Below are 24610 nucleotides of genomic sequence, written 5' to 3'. Positions count from 1 at the left end.
CTCAGGGTGTTGTGCTCATCCCAGACCAAACCTGAAGTTCCTCCAGCGATTGGACACCCTCGCGGCGCTCACCGGTCGGCAGGATCCAAGTCGGATAGGCGCGGATTTTGGCCGTTTTGCAGGCAGCGGCCTGAATGGGCAGCTCCTTGGGTTTGGCGCATTCCACGTAGGGAAGCTTGGTGACCGCCTCGCCAAACAGGCGACCCTGAGCCTGGCAGGCGGGGCATCGCCATGAGCCGTAGTAGAGAATCTTGGTTTCGCTGAGATGGTCAGCCAGAGCGGCCGGGTCGGGGGCTGCGTGGGCCATACCCGCAGCGAAAAGACCAAGTCCAGCGCTAGAGAGCGTCCCGAGGAGAAAAAGTCGGATCATTCCAAAAATGTACGTGGACGCAGGCGTACGGGCATCCGGCCTGCCGTAAAGGTGCCGAACCCCAGATGGAACTGGGAGACTCGGAGGCAGTGGAGTCTTCGGGCTGAACGATCACCATGGCTGGTAGTGGGTACCGCGATTACTTCAAGGTGCTCGGTGTTGATCGTGGGGCCGATGCTGACGCGATCAAGAGGGCGTTTCGCAAACTGGCGCGCCAGTACCACCCGGATGTGAATCCTGGGAACAAAGACGCAGAGGCCAAGTTCAAGGAAGTCAGTGAGGCTTACGAGGTTCTCTCGGACCCTGAGAAGCGCAAGCGCTACGAACAGTTCGGGCAGTACTGGAACCAGGCCGGCGGCGGTAGCGGCGGCGTGGATGTGGATTTCGGGCGGTACGGCAACTTCGACGATTTCATCAATGACCTTCTCGGGCGTTTCGGAGGTGCGGGAGCTGGTGGTTTCGGTGGAGCGCCAGGTGGTTTCGCGGGTGGTGGCTTTCCCGGTGGCTTTGCCGGCGGCGGCTTTCCCCGAGGGGCGTCGCGCCCTCCGGTGAATCTCGATGCAGAGGCCACGGTGAAAGTGAGTTTTGCTGAGGCGTTCCGCGGGGGTGAACGCACGCTTTCGGTGAATGAAGAACGGGTGCAGGTGCGCATCCCCGCTGGTGTGAAGAATGGCTCCCGCCTGCGCCTTAAAGGGAAGGGCAACCTTCAGCCCGGAACCGGGCGTCGCGGCGACCTTTATCTGAATCTGGAGGTTCAGCCCCACCCGGTTTGGCGCTTCGACGGTGACCAGCTGCGGGCTGATTGTCCTGTGGCCCTTGATGAATTAGCTCTCGGCGGCACCGTCACCGTGATGACACCAGACGGTGAAGCCGAAGTGTCGATCCCCGCGGGCACCAGCCCAGGTCGGAGCCTTCGCCTCAAAGGCAAGGGCTGGCCGCTGAAAACCGGTCGCGGAGACCTCCTGCTCACGCTCACCCTGCAGTGGCCGCCTCAATGGTCTGAGACGCAGCGTTCCCTGCTGGAGCGGTTGCGTGAGGAACGCGGCGATGACCCCCGCCGCGACTGGCTTCAAACCGCTCGGCTCTGAAAAGCTTTTCAGGCTTGGCGCCTACGATCACGTCCTCGATATGGCCCGCTGATGGACCTCACTTACCGCCCACGTCGTCTGCGCCGCACCGCTTCACTGCGGGCCATGGTGCGTGAGACCAGTCTTTCAGCTGCCGATTTCATCTATCCGCTGTTCGTGCATGAAGGTGCGGAAGTCGAGCCGATCGGGGCCATGCCAGGAGCCAGTCGCTGGAGCCTGGCAGCGCTCACCGGTGAGGTGCGGCGCGCCTGGGAGCTTGGAATCCGCTGTGTGGTGTTGTTCCCGAAGGTGTCGGAGGGACTCAAAACCGAAGATGGCGCCGAATGCTTCAACGAGAACGGGTTGATTCCACGGGCCATCCGACAGCTCAAACAGGAGCTCCCCGAGATGGCGATCATGACGGACGTGGCCCTCGATCCTTACTCCTGCGATGGCCATGACGGCATCGTTAGCGACCAGGGGGTGGTTCTGAATGATGAAACGATTGAGTTGCTTTGCAAGCAGGCCGTTGCCCAGGCCAGAGCCGGTGCTGATCTGATCGGACCCAGCGACATGATGGACGGCCGGGTCGGGGCGATCCGTGAAGCCCTCGATGACGAAGGCTTCGAGCATGTGGGGATCATCAGTTACACAGCCAAATATTCCTCGGCGTATTACGGACCCTTCCGCGAAGCGCTCGATTCCGCGCCCCGGGCCGCCGGGAGCAAGCCGATTCCCGGCAACAAGGATACATACCAAATGGATCCTGCCAATGCTCGGGAGGCCATCACCGAGGCCCAGCTCGATGAACAGGAAGGGGCTGACATCATGATGGTGAAACCCGGTCTGGCCTATCTCGACATCATTCACCGCCTGCGGGAAGAGTCGGAGTTGCCCATCGCGGCTTACAACGTGAGCGGCGAGTACTCGATGGTGAAAGCAGCCGCTGAGCGTGGCTGGATCGATGAGCGGGCTGTGGTGCTGGAGACCCTGCTCAGCTTCAAGCGTGCTGGTGCGGATCTGATTCTCACGTATCACGCCTGTGATGCCGCTGCGTGGTTGCGGCAGGGATAACGAACGCGAGCTATTCAGGGGGCAAGTGCTGCCTGCTGATGACATCTGGCCGTCCACTGCGTTTCTGGAGTCCTCTTCCTTTTGTCTGCGCGACCGTGGCCTTCGTTCTTGCCGGCCACCTGCTCACCAGCGGAGACCGTCAGGACCGATCGGAGGGCTTGGTTCTGCTCGGCAGTGGATTGATCTGCTTCTCGATCGGATGCGTCTGCCGAACGTCCTGGGGTATTTCCTTCGCGAAGGCTCCTCACACCGACCCCTCGAGCGTCGGGCCGCTTCTCGATTCCCTCTCGGCGGATGTCGGGCACCGTTCAGACTGATCTCCATTCGATGAACAGCCCATGCCAGTGGTGGAGCGCCTAGGCCACGTCGCCATCCGCGTTGAGGATATGGACAGGGCTGTGGCCTTCTATTCCCAACTGGGAATGGAGATGGTCTGGGAAGCAGACGACTGGTGCTACATGGAAGCCGCCAAGTCCCGTGACGGACTCGCGCTTCTCGGACCGAACTACAAAGCCGCAGGACCACACTTCGCGTTTCACTTCCGTGACCGTGCCGAAGTGGATGTGATTCACGATCAATTGAAGGCCTCGGGTGTGGCCGTGGGTGCCGTTCATGATCATCGCGACGGCACTGCCTCCTTTTACCTTCGTGACCCGGAGGGCAACTGGCTTGAAATGCTCTACGAGCCTCCTGGTGGCATTCCCTCCAATCAACCAGGAGTGGCCGCAGCTGATTGATGTCTGCTCTTCAGGAAACCCTGGAGCTGCTGGAATGGCCGCGGCTCTGTGAACACCTCGCCAGTTTCGCCAGCACCGTGCAGGGGCGCCGTCACTGCAAAATCGATTCCCTGCCAGCCTCGCTCTCAGACAGCCTCGCTCTGCAGGAGCAGACCCTGGAGATGGGGTCTTTGGACGGTGTTCTCGACGGTGGGCTGAGTTTTCAGGGTGTGCGTGATCTCGCTCCAACCTTGTTGCGCTGCAGCAAAGGGGGAGTCGCCTCGGGGGAGGAGCTTTTAGAGGTGGCTGACACCCTGGCCGCAGCCCGTCGTCTGCGTCGCCAGATCGATGAACCGGAGCTGCGTCCCGTTTGCACGACCTTGCTCAGGGATGTGGCGACCTTTCCCGATCTCGAGCAGCGCCTGAAATTCGCCATCGAAGAGGGGGGACGGGTTGCTGATCGCGCCAGCCCTGGTCTCGATGGTCTGCGGCGGCAATGGCAGGAGCTGCGGGTTAGGCGCCGGGACAAGTTGCAGGACGTGATCAGGCGTTGGGCCGCCCATCTCCAAGACACCGTGATTGCCGAGCGCCACGGCCGGCCCGTACTGGCGGTGAAAGCCGGTGCCGGTGGTCAGTGCCCGGGCATGGTGCACGACAGCTCCGCATCCGGCAGCACGGTGTTCGTGGAACCCAAAGCGGTCATCGATTTGGGGAACAGGCTTGCTGTTGTGGATGGCCGGATCCGTGAGGAGGAGCAGCGCGTCCTCGCCGAGCTCAGTGCTGCCGTCGCTGAGCAGGTTGAGGGGCTCCAGCATCTGATGCAGGTGCTGCTCAAGCTGGATCTGGCCCTGGCCCGTGGCCGCTACGGGCAGTGGCTCGGTGCAGTCCCTCCCCGTTTGGAGTCTGCCGTTGATGCACCGTTCGAGCTGAAAACGCTGCGCCATCCGCTGCTCGTCTGGCAGGAGCGCAAAGAGCAGGGGCCAACCGTGGTGCCCGTCAGTGTGGAGGTGTCGTCATCGCTGCGCGTGGTGGCGATCACTGGCCCGAACACCGGCGGTAAAACCGTCACCCTCAAGAGCATCGGTTTGGCCGCCTTAATGGCGCGGGCAGGGCTATGGGTGCCATGCAGTGGCAGCCCAACCCTGCCCTGGTGCGCCCAGGTGCTTGCTGACATCGGCGATGAGCAATCGCTGCAGCAGAGCTTGTCCACCTTCAGCGGTCATGTGAAACGGATCGGTCGGATCCTCGAGGCGATTCGTTCCGGGCCGTCTCCTGCTCTGGTGCTGCTGGATGAGGTCGGTGCCGGTACCGACCCCAGTGAGGGCACGGCTCTGGCGACAGCACTGTTGCGCACCCTGGCCGATCGTGCACGGCTCACCGTGGCGACCACCCATTTCGGCGAGCTCAAGGCTCTCAAGTACAGCGATGCGCGCTTTGAAAATGCCTCGGTCGCCTTTGACAGCGACACGCTGTCGCCCACCTATCACCTGCTCTGGGGGATTCCAGGTCGGAGCAATGCGCTGGCGATCGCCACCCGTCTGGGACTGGAAGGAAGTGTGATCGATGAGGCACGCGCCCTGCTCTCTCCCGCAGGCGATGGTGAGGTGAACACCGTGATTCGTGGCTTGGAGGAACAGCGCATGCGCCAACAGGCTGCGGCGGAAGATGCCGCTGCGCTCCTCGCAAGGACCGAACTGCTGCATGAGGAACTCCTGCAGCGCTGGGAGAAGCAGAAACAGCATTCCGCTGAACGGCAGGAACAGGGACGACAACGCCTGGAGACCTCAATCCGTGACGGGCAGAAAGAAGTGCGTCAGCTGATCCGGCGGCTTCGCGATGACCGTGCTGATGGCGAAACCGCCAGACAAGCTGGGCAGCGACTGCGCAAACTCGAGGATCGTCACCGTCCTGAGCCGGAACGTCGCCGGCATCAAAGCTGGCGACCGCAAGTGGGAGATCGCATCCGCCTGCTGGCTCTGGGCAAAGCCGCTGAGGTCCTGAAGGTGTCCGATGATGGTCTGCAGCTTCAGGTGCGCTGCGGAGTGATGCGCAGCACCGTGGAGCTGTCTGCAGTCGAGAGCCTGGACGGACGCAAGCCCGACCCCCCAGCCGCTCCGGTGGTTCAGGTGCAGGTGAAGGCTCGGCGGGGGAGCGGCAGTGCCGAGGTGCGCACATCAAGGAACACCGTGGATGTGCGCGGAATGCGCGTTCATGAAGCCGAGTCGGCTGTGGAAGAGTTGCTGCGCGGTGCGAGCGGTCCTGTGTGGGTGATTCACGGCATCGGCACCGGACGTCTCAAGCGTGGCCTCAGGGACTGGTTTGCGTCCCTGCCGTATGTGGAACGGGTTGTGGATGCTGAACAGGGAGACGGGGGGGCAGGCTGCAGCGTCGTGTGGGTGCGTTGAGGAGGGCCTCCCCGAGTGTCTGCATCAGCCCAGGTTGGGCAGAAGTGGTTCGTTTTCGCTCGACCGGGATGGCTGGGGCCGAGCGATGGCCTCTCCAAGACGATCGAAGAATCGCCATGCGCTGGGCTCGGCTTCCAGGTGCACGCGGGATCCCGGTCGGGCTTCCAGGTCAGGATCGGCCCGAACCTGAATCAAGTGGTCGCCATCGAGTAGCCGGCAGGTGATCAGCTGTTCGTTGCCTAAAACTTCGCTGTGACTGACATCCGCTGGAAGATTGCGGTTGGTCGCTGGGGCAATCCGAAGCTGTTCCGGGCGGATTCCGCCGTTCAGATGCTGGCCTTCCAGAGCAGGCAGGGCCTCGGCCAGGGCGCCTTCGACCGGCAGGCGACGCTCACCGAGCAGCAGGGTTCCTGCTGAGGCCACTGTCACGGGAAGCACATTCATCGGCGGGCTTCCGATGAACTGGGCCACAAAGAGATTCGAGGGCCAGCGGTAGAGCTCCATCGGTGTGCCCAGCTGCTGCAGCCGGCCCTGATTGAGCACCGCGATCCGGTGCCCCATGGTCATCGCCTCCACCTGATCATGGGTCACGTACAGCGTGGTGGTGCCCAGCTGTCGCTGCAGATCAACGATGCGCGTGCGGGTGCTTCCGCGCAACTTGGCATCGAGATTGCTCAGAGGCTCATCCATTAGGAAGACGTCCGGTTGCCGTGCCATGGCCCGTCCAAGCGCCACCCGTTGTTTTTGGCCCCCAGAGAGCTCTTTTGGGAGCCGATCGAGCAGCTGATCCAGTTCGAGGGCCTCGGCGACCTCATTGACCCGGATTTCCAGACGCGCTTCCCGGGGAGAACGCAATGAAAGAGGCGGAGGAAAGCATCGTGTGGTGCGATGCAGCTGGTCCTCGATCTGCTGCAAAAAGGTGCGCCTGCGACTGCGCCTCAATCCGAACCCCAGGTTGTCGCGCACGCTGAGGTGGGGATAGAGCGCATAGCTCTGAAACACCATGGCCACATTGCGTTGGGCCGGACGCAGGCGACTGACGGGATGGTCGCCGACAAAGATTTCTCCGGAACTCGGGGTTTCCAGGCCCGCCATCAGCCGCAGGAGTGTGCTTTTCCCGCAGCCTGAGGGGCCGACCAGCACCAGAAATTCCCCGTCTTCAATCGTCAGAGAGAGCTCACGGATCACCTCGACCGGGTCGGACCCTCCACGGGGTGGATAGCTCTTGCTGAGCGCTTCGAAGCAAACGCCTGCCAAGCCCAATCTCCGGCACTGCACGATCCTAGGGTTGGTGGTTGAACCCATCGAGGGGTTTCGTGCAGTTCATCGATCAGGCACGCATCACCGTGCGGGGAGGGCGCGGCGGCGACGGCATCGTGGCCTTCCGAAGGGAGAAGTACGTCCCTGCCGGGGGGCCTTCGGGCGGAGATGGTGGGCATGGCGCCGATGTAGTGCTGGAAGCCGATGCCAACCTCCAAACTCTTCTCGATTTCAAATACAAACGATTGTTTGCGGCCATTGACGGACGTCGGGGTGGTCCCAACCGATGCACCGGCGCCTCCGGGCAACCTCTTGTGATCCGGGTGCCGTGCGGCACCGAGGTGCGCCATCTCACGACGGGGATCCTGTTGGGTGATCTCACAAACCCTGGCGAAAGGCTCACGGTGGCCTTCGGCGGTCGAGGCGGTCTCGGGAATGCGCACTACCTCAGCAATCGCAATCGAGCTCCCGAGAAGTGCACCGAAGGCAGGGAGGGCGAGGAGTGGCCGCTGCAACTCGAGCTCAAGCTGCTGGCAGAGGTTGGAATCATCGGGCTTCCCAATGCGGGCAAAAGCACCCTCATCAGTGTTCTCTCCGCAGCCCGTCCAAAAATTGCCGACTATCCCTTCACCACATTGGTGCCGAATCTTGGAGTGGTGCGCAGGCCCTCGGGGGACGGCACAGTGTTTGCAGACATTCCAGGGTTGATTGCTGGAGCCGCTCAAGGCGCTGGCCTGGGCCATGACTTCCTGCGCCACATCGAGCGCACCCGCTTGCTGATTCACCTGGTGGATGGGGGAGCTGAGGATCCCCTGGGAGATCTGCGGGTGGTGGAAAAAGAGCTCGAGGCTTACGGCCACGGGCTGGTGGGCCGTCCACGCCTGCTGGTGGTGAACAAACTCGAACTTCTTGATGAGCAGGGGAGAGAGGACCTGCTGGAGAGGCTGGAGGCCTCGAGTGGGCGACGACCTCTGCTGATTTCCGCTGTGATGGGCAAGGGGCTCGATACCTTGCTTGATCAGGTCTGGCAGCAGCTCGGCGTGTGACAGCGTCAGGTTTGTCCCGGTGTGCGGGGGCACATCCGCCCTTGTCCGATGCCGGTGTCCTGGCGATAAAGGACATAAGGATCAACGCAAACTCATGACCTTTTTCAGTTGCTTTGACGATCAGGGTGAACTGATCGCCCGCTGCCAGACCCGGGAAGAGATCGAAGCCCTTCGCCGTCGCGGGCGTCCGATCGCGGAGATCCGCGAGATGAAGCCAGAGGAGTCGGTGGTCTGCAGCCTCACCGGTAGCCCTGCGGACTTCAATGAGGAGCAGTGAGTCTTTGACCGGCATGGCCAGGGGCTCTGCAAACAAAAAAGCGGGGCAATCGCCCCGCTTTTGAATGGCACTCACTGGTGAACGGTCAAGCGTCAGTCGTCGTAGACCCTGCATTCGTCGGCTTCGGGATTGGCTTCGCAGTAGAGCTCCAGAGGCGTTGGATCGTGGGAATCTTCGGGGTGCTCTTTCTTGTAGTCCTGCAAAGACTCCAGCTCTTCACTGATGTGACGCACCTTGGCATCGTTCCCTTCAGCCTTGGCCGTCTCGAGTTCGGACTGGTCCTTTTTGATGTGTTCGTCGATGGATTTCATGGAATCGTTGGCGCGTCCAGGCCAATGGCGACAATCACACCATACGGCTGATGGGCGGACGTGCCAGCGATAGGAGCGGAGACGAGGTTTCCGTAACAACACGCTTGCCACGCACTTGTATTAATGGTTACCAGATGGTCGGCGTGTGGATCGATCCCATGGTGCGGATCCAGCAGCGACAAGGTCGCTACTGCATGGACGAAGAGGGAAGAGTGTTCTGGATCAACGGTCCAGAAGGCCATGCATCGCTGGCTGAAGCGTCCGTAGCTGGACTGAGTTGCCCCTGCTCAAGGAGCCAGTTCACTGAGTTCCAACCAGCGTTCTTCGCTCTCTTGAAGTTGCTCAAGCAGTGCCGCCAGATCGTGACTGAGATCGGTGAGGTCTCCCTGGCCTGACCCGATCGCCTCCTCCAGATCGGCCTTGCGCTTTTCAAGGTCTGGCAGTGTCCGCTCCAGAGTCTCCAGCTCTCTGGATTCCTTGAAACTGCGGCGGCGTGGGCCTGCATCGGTGGATTTCGCCGGCTTCTTTTTGGTGCTGGCGGACTCTTTCGAAAGAGACGATGGCTCAGAGCTGCTCTTCTCCAGAGCACGTTTGTGCTCAAGGAAAGCGCTGTAGTTGCCCTCGAACCGCTTCAGGCGACCGTCTTCGAAACAGAACAACCGATCAATCGTTCGGTCGAGAAAGTAGCGATCGTGTGACACCACAACGACACAACCACGGAAATCCTCGAGCAGATCCTCAAGGACGCTCAGGGTCTGGACGTCTAGATCGTTGGTGGGTTCGTCCAGTAACAGCACATTGGGAGCCTGGATCAACATCCTGCACAGGCTCAGACGCCTGCGTTCGCCACCCGAGAGCTTGTTGAGAGGGCTGTGCTGTTGGGCTGGGGGAAACAGGAACCGCTCCAGAAGCTGGGAGGCACTCAACTGTTCGCCACCGAGGTCGATCGTGGAGGCTGCTTCCTCCACGAATTCGATCACCTTTCGCTCGAGACCGCGGCCCTCGCTGAGCGCATCCGTGTGCTGATCGAGGTAGCCGAGGTGAACCGTGTCACCCAGCCGCAGGGAGCCGCTGGTGACCTGGCGGCGGCCAGCGATGAGATCGAGAAGGGTGGATTTGCCGCTGCCGTTGGGGCCGATGATCCCGACCCGATCCTCGGGGCTGAAGCTGTAGGTGAAATCCCGAAGCAGCGAAGGACCTCCCGGCTGGCCATCCGCTGTCACCGAGAGCTCCTCGGCCTCGATCACGACCTTGCCGATGCGCCGGCTGACGCTGCTCATTGATAGCTCTTGTTTGGCTTGCTTGACCGGTGACGCCTTGAGGGCCTCGATCCTTTCGATCCTGGCTCGTTGTTTGGTGCTTCTCGCCTTTGGCCCCTGGCGCAGCCAGGCCAGTTCGCGACGCATCACGCTCTTGAACCGCGCAGCCTCTGCGGCATCGGCCACTTCCTGGTCGGCCTTGCGCTGCAGATAGGCGCTGTAATTTCCGTCGATGCTGCTCGCGACCCCCCGTTCGACCTCCACGATCCGACGGGTCACCTGGTCCAGCACATAACGATCGTGGGTCACGAGAACCACGGCGCCTGGATAGCGATCCAGCCAGCTCTGCAGCCACTCCACCGCCGCGGCATCGAGATGGTTCGTGGGTTCGTCCAGCAAAAGAACATCGGGGCAGGCCACCAGGGCGGAGGCCAACCCCACCCGTTTGCGGTATCCGCCGGAGAGATCTTCCACGGGCCGATGCAAGTCGGAGATTCCCAGGCGTTGCAGCACCTCCTGGCACTGCTGCTCCAGCGCCCAGGCCTCCTCTTCATCCATGCGCTCGCTGAGCGCTCCCAACTCACCCATCAGGGCCATGTCATCCGGAGTTTGCGCAACGGCTTCCGAGACCTCGCTGAAGCGCAGCAGCAGATCCCGTTTCTCGCCGCATCCAGCAAGAACCTGCTCCAGCACCGTCAGCCCCGGATTCACGCGGCTGTCCTGCCCTACCAGTTCCACTCGCAGTCGGGATGAGCAGCGACGCTCTCCGCTGCCGAGGGGTTCCAGCCCTGCGAGCACTCTCAACAGGGTTGATTTCCCGGCTCCGTTGGGGCCGATCAGGCCGAGGCGATCGCCCTCCCGCACATGCAGGGTGAGGCCTTCAAACAGTGTGCGGATCCCGAAGTCCTTGGAGGCATCAACAAGGCTGATCAGACTCACGGGGTGACGACGTTGCGCTGCGCTTCCAGGTAAGCAAACACGCTCTTATCGCCGATATCGGCGGCTGGGTCCATTCCGAACTTGCGGACCGCCAAGATCACCAGGAGCAGAGCAGCCATCGTGAGCAAGGCAAGGCAAACGTCTGCTGGGAGCAGGTTGCTCAGTCTCCCCAGGAGGGCCATGGGCAGCAACAGGGTGAGGCCGATGGCCTCGGGTCTGCGGAAACAGAAGAACTCCTTGAAACCGATGCCCGCCATTGCCGCGAATAGGGGACCGATCGCCAGAATCCACAAGGGCTGACGTTGCAGGGTTGGCAGGGCAGCGGCCGGGCCGTTCAGAGCCAGCAAGGCGCACCATCCCAGGCATCCCAGCAACCAGAACAGCTGCAAAGCCTGGTGCAACGGCCGCAGGTAGATGTGAATCCAGCGCAGCGCCAATCCGAGGGCAGAGGCGAGTGGCAAGACCCAGAGCCAGGCCAGTTCGCTGCCGAGCTGCCACCACTGCAGCAGCCCGGCACTGAGTGCAAGGCCGCTCACGAGCAGCGCGATTCGATACCGATGCACCTCCCGCCGATCCCGTTCGGTGATCGCATAGGAGCCATAGACACCTTCGAACTGGGGATCGGCTTCGGTCATGGCAATGCCGGGGAACGTCCTATCAGTGTGCAGAGATCCGGCCCCGCTGGAATGATGCCGCCGGGATTCAACGGGAACAGGGCGCCAAAGTAGTCGGCGCGCCAGGCCTCGCCATCGCAGGTTTCGGCAACCCCTTGCAGGGCGTAGAAGGATTGACGCCAGCGCCACAGCGCCGGGAACATCCACAACGGCTGGGCGTTGCATCCAAAGAGCGGGGCGTAGACCAGCTCCCAGCGGATCAACGTGGGGAACAGGCACACATCCGCGATGGTGGGTTGCGCGCCACAGAGCCAGGGGCCCTGGTGCTGCAGTGCCGCCTCCACCTCCTCGAGAGCTGAGAACAAGGCTGTGCTGGCCTCGTCGTAAGCCTTCTGCGTGCGTGCAAAGCCGCAGCGGTAGACGCCATCGTTGACGGCAGGTTGCAAGAGCTGCAGCCAGCGTTGAATGCCTGGCTCCAGAGCGGCGGGAGCCAAGTCCATGGCTCCGTCCCCCCCTGGCCATTGATTGAGCGTTTCGGTGAGTGCTGCGCTGTCATTCCCCAGGAGTTGGGGAGTGGGCTCAGCCCCCATCCCTGGATCGATCAGGGCTGGAACGGTGGCCCTGTGATGGGGCGGAGTGCCGCAGTGCTGATACAGCGCGAGCAGGGACTCGCAGCCCAACCAGGCTGGAACGAGAGACCAGCGTCCTGCGCGGTGGTCTGCTGTGGCCATCAGCAGGGTGAGGGTTCCCTCCAGCCGACGCAGCCGATGCATCAGCCAGGTGCGATGGGCCCAAGGGCAGCTTCTGCCGATCACCAACCGTGGACGCTCCGCGTCGGTACGGAGTTTCAGCCCCGACCTGTCCGGAATTAGCACGTCCATTCGGTCGCTCGCAGGGCGCTGGTAACGCCCTTCGGCATCGGCCGGTCCAAGCCCCTGCATCAGCTGGCGCCACTGCCACCTCCAGCCCTCTCTGGCGGTGGCAACAACCAGAGGAGGTAAAGCCATGGGCGAGCAGTGACAAGTGGTGTCAGTCTGGATGTGTTGCCAGGTGCTGGATGGTGAGGCCTCGGGTTTTGGTGGTGGCCGGCACCCACGGCAATGAGATCAATGGCCCCTGGTTGCTCGACCAGTGGCGCCAACAGCCGGCTTTGATTGATTCCAAGGGTCTCGACGTGCAGCTGGCGATCGGCAATCCTGCGGCTTGCGCGCAAGGCCGGCGATACCTCGACCGCGATCTCAACCGTTCCTTCCGCCCTGACCTTCTTGAGAAGGCCTCCACGATGCCTGCTGAAGCGGATCGGGAAATGCTGCAGGCACTGGCATTGCTCGAGCAATTCGGCCCGGAGGGGGAGACGCCCTGCGACCTGGTGGTGGACCTGCACAGCACCACCTCAGCGATGGGCAATTGCCTGGTTGTGTATGGACGCCGGCCTGTTGATTTGGCTCTAGCGGCGTTGGTTCAGCACCGACTGGGCCTCCCCATTTATTTGCACGAAGCGGACTCTGCGCAACAGGGGTTTCTTGCGGAGCGTTGGCCTTGTGGTCTGGTGATTGAAGTTGGACCCGTTCCGCAAAACGTACGCCGCTCGGACATCGTGCTGCAGTCCCGCTTGGCTCTCGAAGCTCTGATTGCGGGGATCGCTGCGGTTCGTGACGGGACTGCTCGCTATCCCGACCAGGTTGTGATTCACCGCCACCTGGGCAGTTTGGATTTGCCGAGACGCAGCTCGGGTGAGCCCGATGCCGTGGTGCATCCCAATCTTCAGGGGCGCGATTGGCAACCCTTGAAAGGTGGGGATCCCCTGTTCATCAATGCCGAATCAAAACCTGCTGTTTTTGAGGGTGAGGATGGATTGATTCCTGTCTTTATTAATGAAGCGGCTTATGCCGAGAAGGCCATCGCCCTGAGTTTCACCAAGCGAGAGGCCTGGCCTCTTTCCAAGGACTGGAAAGAGGCCTTGGCCAACCTCCTCGGCTGATCTCAGCGGGGTGATCCGTTGTAGAGGATGTTGGTCACGCTGCGGCCGTCAGGCGCAACCTGAAGTTCGGTTTCCGTTGTGGGGTCGCTTCCGTTTTCAGGCCAGCCCGGTACTCCCCCAAGAAACTTGAAGGTGTAGCCGCTGGCATCGTCCTTCACCAGGCACTCTCCACCGCCTCCACTGGTGTTGAACATGCAGGGCTGGGGGCGATAGACGCTGAGTCCACCATTTTCTGTGACGGCGGTGTTACGGGCCAGATTCAAGGCTCGGATCTGTGACGCGGGAACAGGGGCCTGAGCAAGCGCGGGTGCGCCTGCAAGGGTGCCTGTGCCCAGGATCAGGGCCAGAGCAGAAACAGTGGAAAGGTTCATGGTCTTTTGAAAACCTCTCCTATGGCACTCACTGAGCGGTGGAGTGTCAACAACATTGCGCTGAGACTTGTCCGTCAGCGCAAGGGGCCGTTGTAAGGAACTTCCAAGATCCGATCTCCATCCTTGGACACCAGAACACTGGTTTCAAGCGAGGGACGGGGTGGGGTCTGCTGTTCCCATCCTGGAGGGCCCCCCTCAAACCGGAATAGAAAGCCTCCGCTGGTTTTGGATGCAAGACATGAAGTGCCTCCCGTCTCGTACATGCAGCCTGCGGCGCGGTAGGCCCCAAGACCACCATTGAGGGATTCCGCCCGCATTCGAGCCAGGTTGGCTGCTTTGGTCTGGGCGAACGGCAGGGGCTGGTCCGCCCGCACCATCAATCCGGTGCTGAGACCGAGTGTCAACCCGATGAAGAGAGCAAAGCGACGCATCACGAGCGTGAGTTGATCAACCTCACCTTGAAGGCTCCGCACTGTTGATGCATGACCAATTTCTGAATCAGGAATGTCCGGGTGTGTCTGGGAGCGCTTCCTAGCCACAGGCCCACGTGCCCTGCTCGAGCGTGCAGGGCAGATCAGTGCGCTCCTCATTGGCCCAGTAGATACGAACCCTGTCATCCGCTGTTCCGCTGCGGAAGGTAATGGATTTGATGGGACCTGGTGGGACGCGATTGCCTTGATCTGGCACTGGCGTTGCGGTGTCCAGCCGTTGCTCGAGTCGTTTGAGGCGTTCGTCCAGTCGCTGAATCGCTTTCGTCTGGGAACCGGAATTGCTCCTATCCAGTTTCGATGATGTCTGGCAAGAGCTGAGAAGCCCCAAAGTCAGGAGTGCTATGGCTCCGCAGGACACGTTTCTGAACGTTGATCCCAACCTCAGGGGCATGGTCACTGATCCCAGTTGACTCAGTTTGGCGGGTCAGTGGCTTTCAACCAGTCTTTCGCTCCAGTACACAACAGCTCCCTGCGCTTCAAGTTCGTTGCGCCGATGGCGAGCGTGCTTGGTCGGCACGGTCTCCTCAAGGCGTTGGCCCGCAATCAACCAGCGGATCAAGACCACACGCGTCTCCTTAAGACTCACACTAAGAACCTTAAGCGATTCTTTAGCGATCGTCGATTCTTTCGGGCTCGAGACGGGCTGGAGCTCAACGCTTCTTCACAACGACTTCATAAAGAAACGGAAAACTTCCGCAATGTTGCTTTACACTCCTGTTTGGCAGGGCACTCCTGCCCTTCCGTAACCGCTCTTTTGAGCCTTCTTTTCCGTACTCATGACCACCACCATTCAGCAGCGCTCCGGCGCCAATGGCTGGCAGTCCTTCTGCGAGTGGGTCACCTCCACCAACAACCGCCTGTATGTGGGCTGGTTCGGTGTGCTGATGATCCCCACCCTGCTGGCTGCCACCACCTGCTTCATCGTTGCTTTCATCGCAGCGCCCCCCGTCGACATCGACGGCATCCGTGAGCCCGTCGCCGGCTCCCTGATCTATGGCAACAACATCATCTCCGGTGCTGTTGTGCCTTCCTCGAACGCCATCGGCCTTCACTTCTATCCCATCTGGGAAGCTGCCTCCCTCGACGAGTGGCTGTACAACGGCGGTCCTTACCAGCTGGTTGTCTTCCACTTCCTGATCGGCATCTTCTGCTACATGGGCCGCGAGTGGGAACTTTCCTACCGCCTCGGCATGCGCCCCTGGATCTGCGTTGCTTACAGCGCACCTGTGGCTGCTGCCTCCGCCGTGTTCCTGGTGTACCCCTTCGGTCAGGGTTCCTTCTCTGACGGCATGCCCCTGGGCATCTCCGGCACCTTCAACTTCATGCTGGTGTTCCAGGCAGAGCACAACATCCTGATGCACCCCTTCCACATGATGGGCGTCGCAGGTGTGTTCGGTGGCTCCCTGTTCTCCGCCATGCACGGCTCCCTGGTGACCTCCTCCCTGGTGCGTGAAACCACCGAGAGCGAGTCCCAGAACTACGGCTACAAGTTTGGTCAAGAGGAAGAGACCTACAACATCGTGGCTGCCCACGGTTACTTCGGTCGCCTGATCTTCCAATACGCCTCCTTCAATAACAGCCGCAGCCTTCACTTCTTCCTGGCTGCCTGGCCTGTGGTCGGCATCTGGTTCACTGCCCTGGGCGTCAGCACCATGGCTTTCAACCTGAACGGTTTCAACTTCAACCAGTCCATCCTTGATGGTCAGGGCCGCGTCCTGAACACCTGGGCTGATGTGCTGAACCGCGCCAACCTCGGCATGGAAGTGATGCACGAGCGCAACGCTCACAACTTCCCCCTCGACCTGGCAGCTGCTGAGTCCACTCCTGTGGCTCTGCAAGCACCCGCCATCGGCTGAGGCTGAAGTCTCTACCAAAAGATTCGGCGTCAGTTGAATCGGAAAGCCCTCACCTCAAAGTGGGGGCTTTTTGTTGGAGATCCGGCAGACGAAGCGGTTTTGAATCAACTCTCAGATCTTCTTCAGCTGGATTGACGTCTGATTCAGTCGGATCAATTGCTTGCTCCGGCTCAGGTGCAGGCGATAACAGTTGTTCGGTTGCTGGTGTTGCAGGGTTCGGAGCGACTTCAGGACCGACAACATCCACTGCAGTGCGCTGCACGACCAACCGGAAATTGATGTCTTGCCGGCGGTTAATTGCTTCTTGCACCGCCGAGACCTGCTTGAAGCTAGGTAGGGCTGGATCGGAAACCCGCACGACGACGCGAATGATCGGCGGATCTTGATTCCAGGCGATATCTACGCGCTCCACATCCACAGACTCCCGATCGCCGAAGGTCAGCGTCTCCCGCATCAGAAAGCTTTCGATGGTCTCCTGAAGCATGTCCCGGGTGTTGTCTTTCCGGGCTCTGTCCAAAAGATTGAAAAAACTACTGCCGAGTGGGAGGAGGAGCAGGCCGGTGAGGGTGAAGCTTGCAGCGCTGAGATGACTGCGTCGGAACACCTGCCTGAATTCGGGATCCTTCCAGGCCATCAACACAAGGCCACCGGTGAGGATGCCCAGCAGGTTGGTGGCGAAGAGCAGTCCAGCACCTGCTGCATCGGTCCATTGTTGCTGTGAGAGGAGCAGCCCCATCACACACACCGGCGGAACCAGAGCCACAGCGATGGCCGTTCCTGCCAAGGAGCTCACCGCATCGCTGCGCAGCTTGGCGTAGGTGGCGAGGCCACCAGCCACCAGAGCGATACCGAGATCCAGCAGATTCGGTGTTGTGCGGGTCAGTACTTCAGTGCCGAATCGCGGTAAATCCGCTAAGGATCCCAGCACCAGAGATAAGAGTGTGGTGCTCACCACCCCCACCATCAAGGTGCGCAGTGATCGCCCCAGCAGTTGAACCTCTCCAAGCAGTATCGCAAAAGCGGCCGCCCGCAGCGGCATGATCCACGGAGCCACCACCATGGCGCCGATCACCACGGCGGCGCTGTTCGCAAGCAGCCCGAGCGTGGCGATCAGGCTCGCACCCACGCTCAACACGATGAAGACCTCGTCGAGGGCTGCATCATGCATATGACTGCGGTGCAGCCGTTTGAGCATGCGGCTGGAGTCGCTTTCCGAGTCCATGAACCGTTCGAATCAATCTCAGCAGCCTGATGGATTCAGGATGCTGAATAACGATCCAGGCGCGGAAAGCAACAGACTTTTCAAGCCGATGACCTGACTTGAACAGGCGACCCACGCTTTACGAAAGCGTTGCTCTACCAGCTGAGCTACATCGGCGACCTATGGAAATTAACATTTGGGACCAAGCCCGTCGTCCGTGACATCAGATCAGCAGGGAAACAGGGATCTGGATCCAGCCATGCGTCAGAGACTCCTTCAGGAGTCACGCACTCCCTGGCGGGGGCTCAGACGTCTCCTCTGGGTCGCTTTGTTCGGCTCCGGTGGTCTGGGCCTCTTCGTGATGGCTTTCCGCCTCAGTGCCGGCAATCCCGTCGTTCCCAGTGACCTCTTGATCCAGATCGGAGCGGTCGTTCTGTTTGGAAGCTTGCTCTGGTTCGATCGGCCCAGAACCGAGCTCTGAGCTTTCGCTGGGGGTTGACCATGTCAGCGTCGGCAGAGTCAGCAGCCCGAAGCCAAAACTGGTTCGATCGCTGCGCATCTGTTCGTCGCTGAGGGGCTCAACGGCAAGAACGTTTTCGTCAGAACGAGTAAGCAGCCAAAGGCTGGAACAGAGCTGTTGCCACTGCCACAGAAGCAGAGAGAGAACCAGGCCCGAGAGCAGCAATCCCGTGAGCCTGCTCCCTTCTTTCAGAGGCGAGAGATCAATCACCAACAGGGCTGAACGGTCGATCCACCAGACCACCATCAGCAGAAGCACCATGCCGAACACCGTGGCGATTTGCAGTTCGGGTGACTGTTGAAGCGCACTGATCCGTCGCTGGTCTACCTGACGGGTTGAGAGAGGCTGACGCAGCAGCAGCAGTGATCCCCAGTCCACGGGTCGTTGCACCAGCCAGTACCCCGGCGCCACCACAGACAGACTCCACACCAAAAGGCGTTCCAGCGCGGGAGAGGGCCCGAAGGTGCTGCCAGCAAGAACGAGCCTGAGCAGCTCGAGCTCCAGCGGAATCACGGCCAAGGCCATCAGCTGAAGCCAGAGGAGCGGCTCTCGGCGGGTGATCATCAGGTGGTGAGCTTGCGGCGCTGGGTAACCATCTTGAAGGCTTCGATGCGGTCACCGTCCTGCCAGTTGGCAAAGCGATCCGTGCCCACGCCGCACTCGAAACCAGTCGCCACTTCTTTGACGTCGTCTTTGTTGCGGCGCAGAGAATCGAGGTCGCCGGCGTAGACGATCTCCTTCCCGCGGTGCACACGAACTCTGCAGTTCCGCTGCAGTTTCCCGGTGGTGACATAGCAGCCGGCTACGGCGCTCTTGCCGATTGTGAACACGGCACGCACCTCGGCCTCGCCCAGGGCCTCTTCCACGAGCTCCGGTTCCAACAGGCCTTCCATGGCTAATTGGATGTCCTCCAGGAGCTTGTAGATCACCTCGTAATCACGCACGTCCACACCGTTGGCATCGGCAGCCTTGCGAGCCCCTGAGGCCATAGAGGTGTTGAAGCCCACGATCACGGCTCCGGATGCTGCAGCCAGGTCAACATCCGTTTCTGTGATCTCGCCAGGTGCCGAGAGCAGGACCCTCACCTGAACCTCATCCTTCGGCAACTGTTCGAGCGAGCCCAGAATGGCCTCAACCGAGCCCTGCACATCGGCCTTGAGGATCAGATTGAGCTCCTTGAGGTCGCCGTCATTCGCCTGACCGGACATGGCGGTAAGAGAGACACGGCGCGAGGCCATCTGCTGGGCCAGTCGGGTGGCCCTGGCATCGGAGGCGCGGTCGCCGACCACGGCACGGGCCGACTTCTCATCCGGGTACACCTCAAACTCATCTCCGGCCGTCGGCACTTCGCTGAACCCAAGCGCTTCCACCGCACAGGATGGACCGGCCTCCTTGAGGCGAACGCTGGCGTCATCGACCATGGCGCGGACTTTGCCGAGCACAGGACCGGCCGCCACCACATCGCCCGTTCGCAACGTTCCGTTTTGCACGAGAAGGGTGGCCACTGGACCCTTGGCCTTGTCGAGGTGCGCTTCGATCACCGTTCCACGGGCCAGGCGATCGGGATTGGCCTGCAGATCCTCGACCTCTGTCACCAGCAGGAGCATCTCCAGCAGTTTGTCGATGTTCTCCGACTTAATGGCACTGACAGGCACCATCACCACATCACCTCCCCACTCTTCGGCCAGGAGATTCTGTTCAGACAGTTCCTGCTTCACTCGATCCGGTGAAGCTCCTTCCTTGTCGATCTTGTTGATGGCCACCACGATGGGCACTTCGGCAGCGCGCGCGTGGCTGATGGCTTCAAGCGTCTGAGGCCGCACTCCGTCATCAGCTGCCACCACGAGAACCGCCACGTCAGTGACCTTCGTGCCGCGGGCGCGCATTGCTGTGAACGCTTCGTGGCCGGGAGTGTCGAGGAAGGTGAGCCTGCGAGGTTCGCCGCTGTGCTCGATCTCGACTTGATAAGCACCGATGTGCTGGGTGATGCCACCGGCTTCGCCCGCCGCCACACGCGCCTTGCGGATCGCGTCGAGCAGGCTTGTTTTGCCGTGATCCACGTGGCCCATGACGGTGACGACCGGAGGACGGCGGATGAGATGTTCGAGGTCTTTTTCCTCGATCATTTCCACGGTCTTCTTCGCAGCCTCCTCAACGTCGTCCTGAAGCACGGGAACACCGAATTCTTCAGCCACGGTCTCGATCGTGGGCATGTCGAGAGACTGGGTGACCGTGGCGATGATTCCCTTGAAGAAGAGGGATTTGATGATTTCCGAGCTTTCGACACTCAACATGTCGGCAAGCTCCTGAACCGTGAGGTTGTCCTCCGGAACCACGATCATCTCGGGCCTTACCTGCTTCGCCTCCCGAGCCGCCCGCAGCTCCATGGCCCGCCTCCGCTGGCGCTGCCGCGTGGTTTCCTTGCGGCGCTTGCGCATGGCCGCCACCGGTTTCGGTGCGGACCTCTGCTGGGATTTAGGCTTGGATGGGCGCGCCAGGCTGGCCGACAGCACCATGTTTTCCTGTTCGCCGGCGAATCCCCCGGTCTGTGCAGCCAGGGAATCGTCGTTCTCGCCAATGATGTGAACTTTTTGGCGTTGCTTCTGCGGTGAACGGTTGCGCAGAGCGTCCAGCTTGGCGCTGTCATCCCAATCAGGACGACCGGGGCGGCGCTGCCCTCCAGGACCGGCGCCGGGCCTAAAGCCGCCGGGGCGTCTTGGGGCTGTCGCCGGCGATGGCGGAGTGGCCGCCGGGCGGGAGACCGGCGGAGTTGCTTTCGGACCGTCTCCTCTCGGGGTGACAGGGGTGCCGTCGGGCCGTCTCGGCGGGGGAACACCTGGACGTCCGGAAGGTTTCTGGAGCTGCATGAGCTCACCGGGTGCTACCGGTTTGCGCATGCCGGGTGGCATGGCTGGACGGTTGCCGCCGGATGCGGGACGCGCTCCTCCTGGAGGACGGCCACCATCACCTTTGCTTCCGCTGCTGTCTCGACGGATCGGCTTGCCGACAAGCTCCAATGTGTTTCCACCGGGGCGAGACGCACGACCCGATCCAGTTCCAGGCCGCGTGGGCGCTCCCGGGCGCTGGGCACCGGCTGGACGTTGGGGCATGTTCCTTTGGCTCCCTGGCGCACTGGGGCGAGGGCTGACAGCCGGTCTTGGAGAACCAGGTCCTGAATTTTGTCGGGCCGGAGGTCCTTCCGGTCGCTTCGGTTGAGGGCGGCCCACCAATTCGGGTTTAGCAGCCGGCCGCTGCGGTGGGGCATTCCTGTTGACAGGAGTTTTGGGCTGGGGACGGCTCGGGGGTGCATTCACCGGCCGCGGTGCATCGTTGGGGGAACTCCTCCGGATGGGAGCGGCACCGCGGGGCTTCGCTGAAGGCGTGGAGGGTTGTTGGGGAACCGGACGCGCGGGAGGCGATGGAGGTCGGCTGACGGTGCGCTCCGGTGCCGGTTTCGGTCTCGGAACCGGTTGCTGTGCCGTTGGCTGCTGGCGCACCACCGGCTTCTGAGGGGCGCTGGTCTGTGGAGCCGCAGCTTTCGGCGTCGCCGGTCGTGAGGGGGCGGAAGGCCTGGCAGGCGGCTGCTGAGGTGATTTTGCTTGCGTCGGAGCAGCCGGCGCGGCGGGGAGGGGTGTGACTGCGGGTTTGGGCTGCACGGGGCGTGCTGGAGCGTTGCTGCTTGAACCCCCAGCTTTCTGAACGGAGAGGATGGCCTTGCTTGGCGCGGGTTTGGCGGGAGAGGCTGCAACGCGCTGCGCGCTCCCTGCCTTCAGGAGGCTGCGGATTTTGCCAGCCTCCGTCTCGCTGATCGAGCTGCTGTGGCTCTTGGCCGCAATGGACAGCTTCTCAGCGGCATCCAGCACGTCTTTGTTGTCCAGACCAAGGTCCTTGGACAGCTCATAGATTCTGACTTTGCCGCTGCTGGTCATTCAGGTCTCCGGTCGGTCCGGGCACGGTGTGCCTCGGGGCACCACTCAAGGTGGGGCCAATGTTCATCTTGCCTCAGCGACTGTCTCCTTATCAGGGAAAAGTCGCTGCTTCAACGTCGCCATCACGCTGTCAGGCACCTGGCATCGCAGGGCTTTTTGCAGTCGTTTCCGACGTTGTGCTTCTTCTAAACAGCTCTCCTGAGGACAGAGATAGGCCGAACGGCCCATTCCGTGATCGAGGAGAACCCCATCCCGATAGTCACGCACAATCCGCCAGAGAAGGCTGCGATCCAGCAGCTGACGGCAGGCGACACAGCGTCGCAGGATGGGGCGCTGAGGTTTCACCGGGCTCCTTCCTCGGTGGAATCACTGGAATCAGTGGAATCACTGAATTCGGGAGTCGGCTCGCCGCTTTCTGCTGCTTCACCGTCAGGCATCGCAATATCGTCAACTATTTCGTCGCCGTACTCCTCCTCATCTTCAGGTAGGGGATAAAGCTCGCGCAGTCGCGCATCCTCCTCGGCTCTGGCGGCCTGTTCTGCGGCCAGACGCTCTTCGGCTTCCCGCTGGAGGGCCTCTTCCTGTTCCCGTTGGGCAATCAGTTCGGACACGACCGCGTCCTCTGAGGCTTGGTCGTACTCGCTGGAATTTTTAATGTCGATTTTCCAGCCCGTCAGACGGGCTGCGAGGCGAACGTTCTGCCCCTCGCGTCCGATTGCCAGGCTCAATTGATCCGGTGGAACCAGCACATGGGCATGCTGACCGAGAGGATCGACAAGCCGCACCACATCCACCCTGGCAGGGCTGAGGGAATTGGCGATGTACTGACCAGGATCGGAGGACCAGCGGATCACATCGATCTTTTCGCCACGCAGCTCATTCACAACCTGCTGAATCCTGGAGCCGCGTGCGCCGATGCAGGCACCAACGGGGTCCACTTCCCGTTCGATGCTGTCCACGGCAACCTTGGTGCGAGGGCCGACTGAACGGGACGGGGGATTGGCTTCTCTCGCGACGGCAACGATGCGTACGGAGCCTTCCTGGATTTCGGGAACTTCGTTCTCGAAGAGGTAAACCACAAGCCCTGCGTTGGCTCGGCTCACGAACAGCTGGGGTCCTCGCCTCGGGACTTCACTGACCTCCTTCAGAAAGACCTTGAAGGTGGCGTTGGCGCGGTAATTGTCGTTAGGAAGCTGATCCCGTCGTGGAAGTTCAGCCTCCACTTCCGGACGCCCCAGGCCAGAGCTCACGGCCATGATTACGGATTGGCGTTCAAAGCGAATCACGCGGGCGGTGAGGACAGGATCCTCAAGATCGGCGAATTCTTCTTGAATCATCCGACGCTGTTGGTCCCGCAACTTCTGGGCGAGCACTTGCTTTGTGGTGGCAGCTGCCATCCGCCCGAAATCGTCCTTCTCCGGGGTGACATCAAGCACCACGGTGTCTCCAGACTGGGCGTCATCGGCGACCTGCATCACCTCTGCCAGGGCGATCTGATGATCTTCACTTTCCACCTCATCAACAATGATCTTGCTGGCGAGAACGCGGTAACCCTCTTCGTCTAGGTCGAGGGCAACGTCGAAATTGCTGAAATATTCCTCATCGAAAGGGTCTTCACCCACTCCCAGATAGAGCGTGCGCCGATACCGCTCATACCCTTTGAGGAGTGCCTCCCTCAACGCTGCTTCCACAACCTGCGGGGGAAGTTTCTTCTCTTCACTGATGTCTTCGATCAGGTTGGTGAGGCCGGGAAGAAGAACGAGAGCCATCGGGTGGGAAGCGTGAGAAGGGAGTAAAGGGAATGAGCGGTGGAGGGATTCAGCCGGTGGGACTGATGAGCTGAACGGAAATCACAGAGGGTCTGGGAATGCGTTTGATGCGACCGCGCACATTCACCTGCACGTGGTCGTCATTGCGTTCGAGCAGGGAGCCCTGTTGCCGTTGCTCCCTGCCTTCGTCATCGCGATAGAGGACTTCAACCGGGTAACTGCGGAACGTCTGAAAGTCCCGATCGCTCTTGAGCTGATCCCCGATTCCAGGACTGCTGATCTCCAGAACATACGCCTCGGTGAGCAGAGCCTGCGACTCGAGAGCTTCACCCATAGGTTTACTGAAGCCTGCACAATCGTCGAGAGACACATCGGAACCATCACTGCGACGGATCTGCACCTGCACCGTCATGGGCTGCAGGTGCGTGAGAATCTGAATCTCTGCCAGTTCAAAACCGTGCGCTGCAGCTGTGCTGGCAGCGACGGGAATGATGTCCGGCAGGAGTGGATGGGGCAAGGACTCGTGGAGAGGGTGATTCGGGCTCAGGCCCGATGGTTGATGCTGTGATCACCCTCCCGGAGAGAGGAACTCACCAGGCCTTTTTCAATGTAGGCGATGGAGGTTCCCGGAGCCCTATCCCAGACCTTGCAGTGTGTTCAATTGCACCCCTGGACTGAGATTCGGTAACTGAAGCCTGTGGCCCCTGGATCATTGTTCGCACCGATTTTGAAATTCACCTGACCCACGGCTTTTCCGGATGGAACGGTGAACGGACCAAACTGAGCACCGGTACCAGTCGGGGGCTTCATGGATTCCTGCACGACCCTGAGGTTGCTGCCGTCTGTGAATTTCAGATAGGCCTCGATCGGATAGGCACCCGGGTTGCCATCGGTTGAGTCCGCCGTGAAAAAGAGCTTGAAGCTCTTGTAGGGCTGGTTGACGACGAAATCCGTGTTCCAGTTCGTCCGCCCGACGGCTTTACCCACCAAGCCTTTGGGGCGCTCGACCTGTTTCTTGACGATGTAGGGCTTGGGTCCGTTGCCATTGCCCCCGACTGGCATCAGGAAGGAACAGCCGGCATGGGCTTGAGGTGCCATCGAGACCGCGCCACAGATCGCAGCAAAGCAAAGGGTGATAGCGGCCGGTCCTGATT

Annotated in this window: 25 protein-coding genes, 1 tRNA gene and 1 pseudogene; 10 read left to right on the top strand and 17 right to left on the bottom strand. The window is 61.1% G+C overall.

Translation table 11 applies throughout. The features are described 5' to 3' along the window. Window position 1: 1 nt before the first annotated feature. Window positions 2–307: a hypothetical protein gene (locus tag SynMEDNS5_RS10805; protein ID WP_255440140.1), complete on the bottom strand. Its 306-nt coding sequence runs from the start codon at window positions 305–307 to the stop codon at window positions 2–4. Window positions 308–486: 179 nt separating this feature from the next. On the opposite strand from SynMEDNS5_RS10805, the gene SynMEDNS5_RS10800 reads away from it, so the two are divergent. Genes SynMEDNS5_RS10800 through SynMEDNS5_RS10780 form a run of 5 tightly spaced genes read left to right on the top strand, consistent with a single transcriptional unit; the run spans window position 487 to window position 5632 of the window. Then, window positions 487–1458 carry a DnaJ C-terminal domain-containing protein gene (locus SynMEDNS5_RS10800; protein WP_186583380.1) on the top strand — a complete coding sequence of 324 codons (972 nt, stop codon included), beginning with the start codon at window positions 487–489 and terminating at the stop codon, window positions 1456–1458. A 51-nt stretch (window positions 1459–1509) separates the two neighbouring features. Then, the gene (gene hemB / locus SynMEDNS5_RS10795) at window positions 1510–2511 is read left to right on the top strand and encodes a porphobilinogen synthase (RefSeq protein ID WP_186583379.1); all 1002 of its coding nucleotides are present in this window, start codon (window positions 1510–1512) and stop codon (window positions 2509–2511) included. 38 nt (window positions 2512–2549) lie between these two features. Further along, the gene (locus tag SynMEDNS5_RS10790; protein ID WP_186583378.1) at window positions 2550–2828 is read left to right on the top strand and encodes a hypothetical protein; all 279 of its coding nucleotides are present in this window, start codon (window positions 2550–2552) and stop codon (window positions 2826–2828) included. Between the two features lie 21 nt (window positions 2829–2849). Next, on the top strand, window positions 2850–3248 hold the full coding sequence (locus SynMEDNS5_RS10785) for a VOC family protein (protein WP_186583377.1): 399 nt from the start codon (window positions 2850–2852) through the stop codon (window positions 3246–3248). Continuing rightward, the gene (locus tag SynMEDNS5_RS10780) at window positions 3248–5632 is read left to right on the top strand and encodes an endonuclease MutS2 (protein ID WP_186583376.1); all 2385 of its coding nucleotides are present in this window, start codon (window positions 3248–3250) and stop codon (window positions 5630–5632) included. Before SynMEDNS5_RS10785 ends, SynMEDNS5_RS10780 begins: the two co-directional genes overlap by 1 nt. A gap of 24 nt (window positions 5633–5656) precedes the next feature. Here SynMEDNS5_RS10780 and SynMEDNS5_RS10775 read toward each other — a convergent pair whose 3' ends face one another. Continuing rightward, the gene (locus SynMEDNS5_RS10775; RefSeq protein ID WP_186583375.1) at window positions 5657–6889 is read right to left on the bottom strand and encodes an ABC transporter ATP-binding protein; all 1233 of its coding nucleotides are present in this window, start codon (window positions 6887–6889) and stop codon (window positions 5657–5659) included. Between the two features lie 59 nt (window positions 6890–6948). On the opposite strand from SynMEDNS5_RS10775, the gene obgE reads away from it, so the two are divergent. Further along, on the top strand, window positions 6949–7938 hold the full coding sequence (obgE, locus tag SynMEDNS5_RS10770) for a GTPase ObgE (RefSeq protein WP_186585973.1): 990 nt from the start codon (window positions 6949–6951) through the stop codon (window positions 7936–7938). A gap of 94 nt (window positions 7939–8032) precedes the next feature. Then, a complete protein-coding gene (locus tag SynMEDNS5_RS10765) occupies window positions 8033–8215 on the top strand; it encodes a hypothetical protein (RefSeq protein WP_186583374.1) in 183 nt (60 codons plus the stop codon). Between the two features lie 92 nt (window positions 8216–8307). Here SynMEDNS5_RS10765 and SynMEDNS5_RS10760 read toward each other — a convergent pair whose 3' ends face one another. The 4 genes from SynMEDNS5_RS10760 to SynMEDNS5_RS10745 all read right to left on the bottom strand — a co-directional run bounded on the left by SynMEDNS5_RS10760 (window position 8308) and on the right by SynMEDNS5_RS10745 (window position 12345). After that, on the bottom strand, window positions 8308–8526 hold the full coding sequence (locus tag SynMEDNS5_RS10760; protein WP_186583373.1) for a CP12 domain-containing protein: 219 nt from the start codon (window positions 8524–8526) through the stop codon (window positions 8308–8310). 287 nt (window positions 8527–8813) lie between these two features. Continuing rightward, a complete protein-coding gene (locus SynMEDNS5_RS10755) occupies window positions 8814–10724 on the bottom strand; it encodes an ABC-F family ATP-binding cassette domain-containing protein (protein WP_186583372.1) in 1911 nt (636 codons plus the stop codon). Beyond that, on the bottom strand, window positions 10721–11359 hold the full coding sequence (locus SynMEDNS5_RS10750) for a DUF2301 domain-containing membrane protein (RefSeq protein ID WP_186583371.1): 639 nt from the start codon (window positions 11357–11359) through the stop codon (window positions 10721–10723). The genes SynMEDNS5_RS10755 and SynMEDNS5_RS10750 overlap by 4 nt, the downstream gene beginning before the upstream one ends. Continuing rightward, on the bottom strand, window positions 11356–12345 hold the full coding sequence (locus SynMEDNS5_RS10745) for a glutathione S-transferase C-terminal domain-containing protein (RefSeq protein ID WP_186583370.1): 990 nt from the start codon (window positions 12343–12345) through the stop codon (window positions 11356–11358). The genes SynMEDNS5_RS10750 and SynMEDNS5_RS10745 overlap by 4 nt, the downstream gene beginning before the upstream one ends. A 50-nt stretch (window positions 12346–12395) precedes the next feature. Here SynMEDNS5_RS10745 and SynMEDNS5_RS10740 point away from each other — a divergent pair, with 50 nt between their 5' ends. After that, window positions 12396–13319: an aspartoacylase gene (locus SynMEDNS5_RS10740; protein ID WP_186583369.1), complete on the top strand. Its 924-nt coding sequence runs from the start codon at window positions 12396–12398 to the stop codon at window positions 13317–13319. Window positions 13320–13321: 2 nt separating this feature from the next. Here the strand turns inward: SynMEDNS5_RS10740 and SynMEDNS5_RS10735 are convergent, their stop codons facing one another. From SynMEDNS5_RS10735 to SynMEDNS5_RS10725, 3 genes are all read right to left on the bottom strand, one after another. Then, on the bottom strand, window positions 13322–13690 hold the full coding sequence (locus tag SynMEDNS5_RS10735) for a hypothetical protein (protein WP_186583368.1): 369 nt from the start codon (window positions 13688–13690) through the stop codon (window positions 13322–13324). 74 nt (window positions 13691–13764) lie between these two features. Beyond that, window positions 13765–14121: a hypothetical protein gene (locus SynMEDNS5_RS10730; RefSeq protein ID WP_255440139.1), complete on the bottom strand. Its 357-nt coding sequence runs from the start codon at window positions 14119–14121 to the stop codon at window positions 13765–13767. Between the two features lie 484 nt (window positions 14122–14605). Then, entirely contained in the window at window positions 14606–14746 is a 141-nt protein-coding gene (locus SynMEDNS5_RS10725) for a hypothetical protein (protein WP_186583367.1), read from the bottom strand. A gap of 211 nt (window positions 14747–14957) precedes the next feature. Between SynMEDNS5_RS10725 and psbA the strand changes: the two genes are divergently transcribed. After that, window positions 14958–16037: a photosystem II q(b) protein gene (psbA, locus tag SynMEDNS5_RS10720; RefSeq protein WP_006040880.1), complete on the top strand. Its 1080-nt coding sequence runs from the start codon at window positions 14958–14960 to the stop codon at window positions 16035–16037. Window positions 16038–16086: 49 nt separating this feature from the next. On the opposite strand, the gene SynMEDNS5_RS10715 is transcribed toward psbA, so the two are convergent. Together SynMEDNS5_RS10715 and SynMEDNS5_RS10710 are read right to left on the bottom strand one after the other, a co-directional pair. Next, on the bottom strand, window positions 16087–17259 hold the full coding sequence (locus SynMEDNS5_RS10715) for a DUF389 domain-containing protein (RefSeq protein ID WP_186583366.1): 1173 nt from the start codon (window positions 17257–17259) through the stop codon (window positions 16087–16089). 83 nt (window positions 17260–17342) lie between these two features. Beyond that, window positions 17343–17415 (bottom strand) — tRNA-Thr (locus tag SynMEDNS5_RS10710). 82 nt (window positions 17416–17497) lie between these two features. Here SynMEDNS5_RS10710 and SynMEDNS5_RS10705 point away from each other — a divergent pair. Then, complete coding sequence (locus tag SynMEDNS5_RS10705; protein ID WP_186585971.1) at window positions 17498–17719, top strand: DUF3493 domain-containing protein; 222 nt, start codon at window positions 17498–17500, stop codon at window positions 17717–17719. Between the two features lie 45 nt (window positions 17720–17764). On the opposite strand, the pseudogene SynMEDNS5_RS13195 reads toward SynMEDNS5_RS10705, so the two are convergent. The 6 genes and pseudogenes from SynMEDNS5_RS13195 to SynMEDNS5_RS10680 all read right to left on the bottom strand — a co-directional run. After that, a pseudogene (locus tag SynMEDNS5_RS13195) lies at window positions 17765–18322 on the bottom strand (low-complexity tail membrane protein); the annotation flags it as partial. Beyond that, window positions 18322–21687, bottom strand: a complete 3366-nt coding sequence (infB, locus tag SynMEDNS5_RS10700; protein ID WP_186583365.1) for a translation initiation factor IF-2 — start codon at window positions 21685–21687, stop codon at window positions 18322–18324. The pseudogene SynMEDNS5_RS13195 and the gene infB, both read right to left, overlap by 1 nt. A gap of 63 nt (window positions 21688–21750) precedes the next feature. Further along, complete coding sequence (locus SynMEDNS5_RS10695) at window positions 21751–22032, bottom strand: YlxR family protein (protein WP_186583364.1); 282 nt, start codon at window positions 22030–22032, stop codon at window positions 21751–21753. Further along, the gene (gene nusA / locus SynMEDNS5_RS10690) at window positions 22029–23456 is read right to left on the bottom strand and encodes a transcription termination factor NusA (RefSeq protein WP_186583363.1); all 1428 of its coding nucleotides are present in this window, start codon (window positions 23454–23456) and stop codon (window positions 22029–22031) included. The genes SynMEDNS5_RS10695 and nusA overlap by 4 nt, the downstream gene beginning before the upstream one ends. A 49-nt stretch (window positions 23457–23505) precedes the next feature. Next, window positions 23506–23973, bottom strand: a complete 468-nt coding sequence (rimP, locus tag SynMEDNS5_RS10685) for a ribosome maturation factor RimP (protein WP_186583362.1) — start codon at window positions 23971–23973, stop codon at window positions 23506–23508. A gap of 140 nt (window positions 23974–24113) precedes the next feature. Then, the gene (locus SynMEDNS5_RS10680; protein ID WP_186585970.1) at window positions 24114–24554 is read right to left on the bottom strand and encodes a hypothetical protein; all 441 of its coding nucleotides are present in this window, start codon (window positions 24552–24554) and stop codon (window positions 24114–24116) included. Window positions 24555–24610: the final 56 nt, after the last annotated feature.

This window comes from Synechococcus sp. MEDNS5 (genome assembly GCF_014279875.1).
Taxonomy (GTDB): Bacteria; Cyanobacteriota; Cyanobacteriia; order PCC-6307; family Cyanobiaceae; genus Synechococcus_C.
Note: the sequence above shows the minus strand (reverse complement) of the source record. Positions and strands in the feature narration are given on the sequence as shown.

Bases quoted from the DNA above. Each gene is read 5' to 3' on its own strand.
- SynMEDNS5_RS10805 (WP_255440140.1), bottom strand. From the start codon at position 307: ATGGCCCACGCAGCCCCCGACCCGGCCGCTCTGGCTGACCATCTCAGC.
- SynMEDNS5_RS10800 (WP_186583380.1), top strand. From the start codon at position 487: ATGGCTGGTAGTGGGTACCGCGATTACTTCAAGGTGCTCGGTGTTGAT.
- hemB (WP_186583379.1), top strand. From the start codon at position 1,510: ATGGACCTCACTTACCGCCCACGTCGTCTGCGCCGCACCGCTTCACTG.
- SynMEDNS5_RS10790 (WP_186583378.1), top strand. From the start codon at position 2,550: ATGACATCTGGCCGTCCACTGCGTTTCTGGAGTCCTCTTCCTTTTGTC.
- SynMEDNS5_RS10785 (WP_186583377.1), top strand. From the start codon at position 2,850: ATGCCAGTGGTGGAGCGCCTAGGCCACGTCGCCATCCGCGTTGAGGAT.
- SynMEDNS5_RS10780 (WP_186583376.1), top strand. From the start codon at position 3,248: ATGTCTGCTCTTCAGGAAACCCTGGAGCTGCTGGAATGGCCGCGGCTC.
- SynMEDNS5_RS10765 (WP_186583374.1), top strand. From the start codon at position 8,033: ATGACCTTTTTCAGTTGCTTTGACGATCAGGGTGAACTGATCGCCCGC.
- SynMEDNS5_RS10760 (WP_186583373.1), bottom strand. From the start codon at position 8,526: ATGAAATCCATCGACGAACACATCAAAAAGGACCAGTCCGAACTCGAG.
- SynMEDNS5_RS10750 (WP_186583371.1), bottom strand. From the start codon at position 11,359: ATGACCGAAGCCGATCCCCAGTTCGAAGGTGTCTATGGCTCCTATGCG.
- SynMEDNS5_RS10745 (WP_186583370.1), bottom strand. From the start codon at position 12,345: ATGGCTTTACCTCCTCTGGTTGTTGCCACCGCCAGAGAGGGCTGGAGG.
- SynMEDNS5_RS10740 (WP_186583369.1), top strand. From the start codon at position 12,396: ATGGTGAGGCCTCGGGTTTTGGTGGTGGCCGGCACCCACGGCAATGAG.
- SynMEDNS5_RS10735 (WP_186583368.1), bottom strand. From the start codon at position 13,690: ATGAACCTTTCCACTGTTTCTGCTCTGGCCCTGATCCTGGGCACAGGC.
- SynMEDNS5_RS10730 (WP_255440139.1), bottom strand. From the start codon at position 14,121: ATGCGTCGCTTTGCTCTCTTCATCGGGTTGACACTCGGTCTCAGCACC.
- psbA (WP_006040880.1), top strand. From the start codon at position 14,958: ATGACCACCACCATTCAGCAGCGCTCCGGCGCCAATGGCTGGCAGTCC.
- SynMEDNS5_RS10715 (WP_186583366.1), bottom strand. From the start codon at position 17,259: ATGGACTCGGAAAGCGACTCCAGCCGCATGCTCAAACGGCTGCACCGC.
- SynMEDNS5_RS10705 (WP_186585971.1), top strand. From the start codon at position 17,498: ATGCGTCAGAGACTCCTTCAGGAGTCACGCACTCCCTGGCGGGGGCTC.
- infB (WP_186583365.1), bottom strand. From the start codon at position 21,687: ATGACCAGCAGCGGCAAAGTCAGAATCTATGAGCTGTCCAAGGACCTT.
- nusA (WP_186583363.1), bottom strand. From the start codon at position 23,456: ATGGCTCTCGTTCTTCTTCCCGGCCTCACCAACCTGATCGAAGACATC.
- SynMEDNS5_RS10680 (WP_186585970.1), bottom strand. From the start codon at position 24,554: ATGGCACCTCAAGCCCATGCCGGCTGTTCCTTCCTGATGCCAGTCGGG.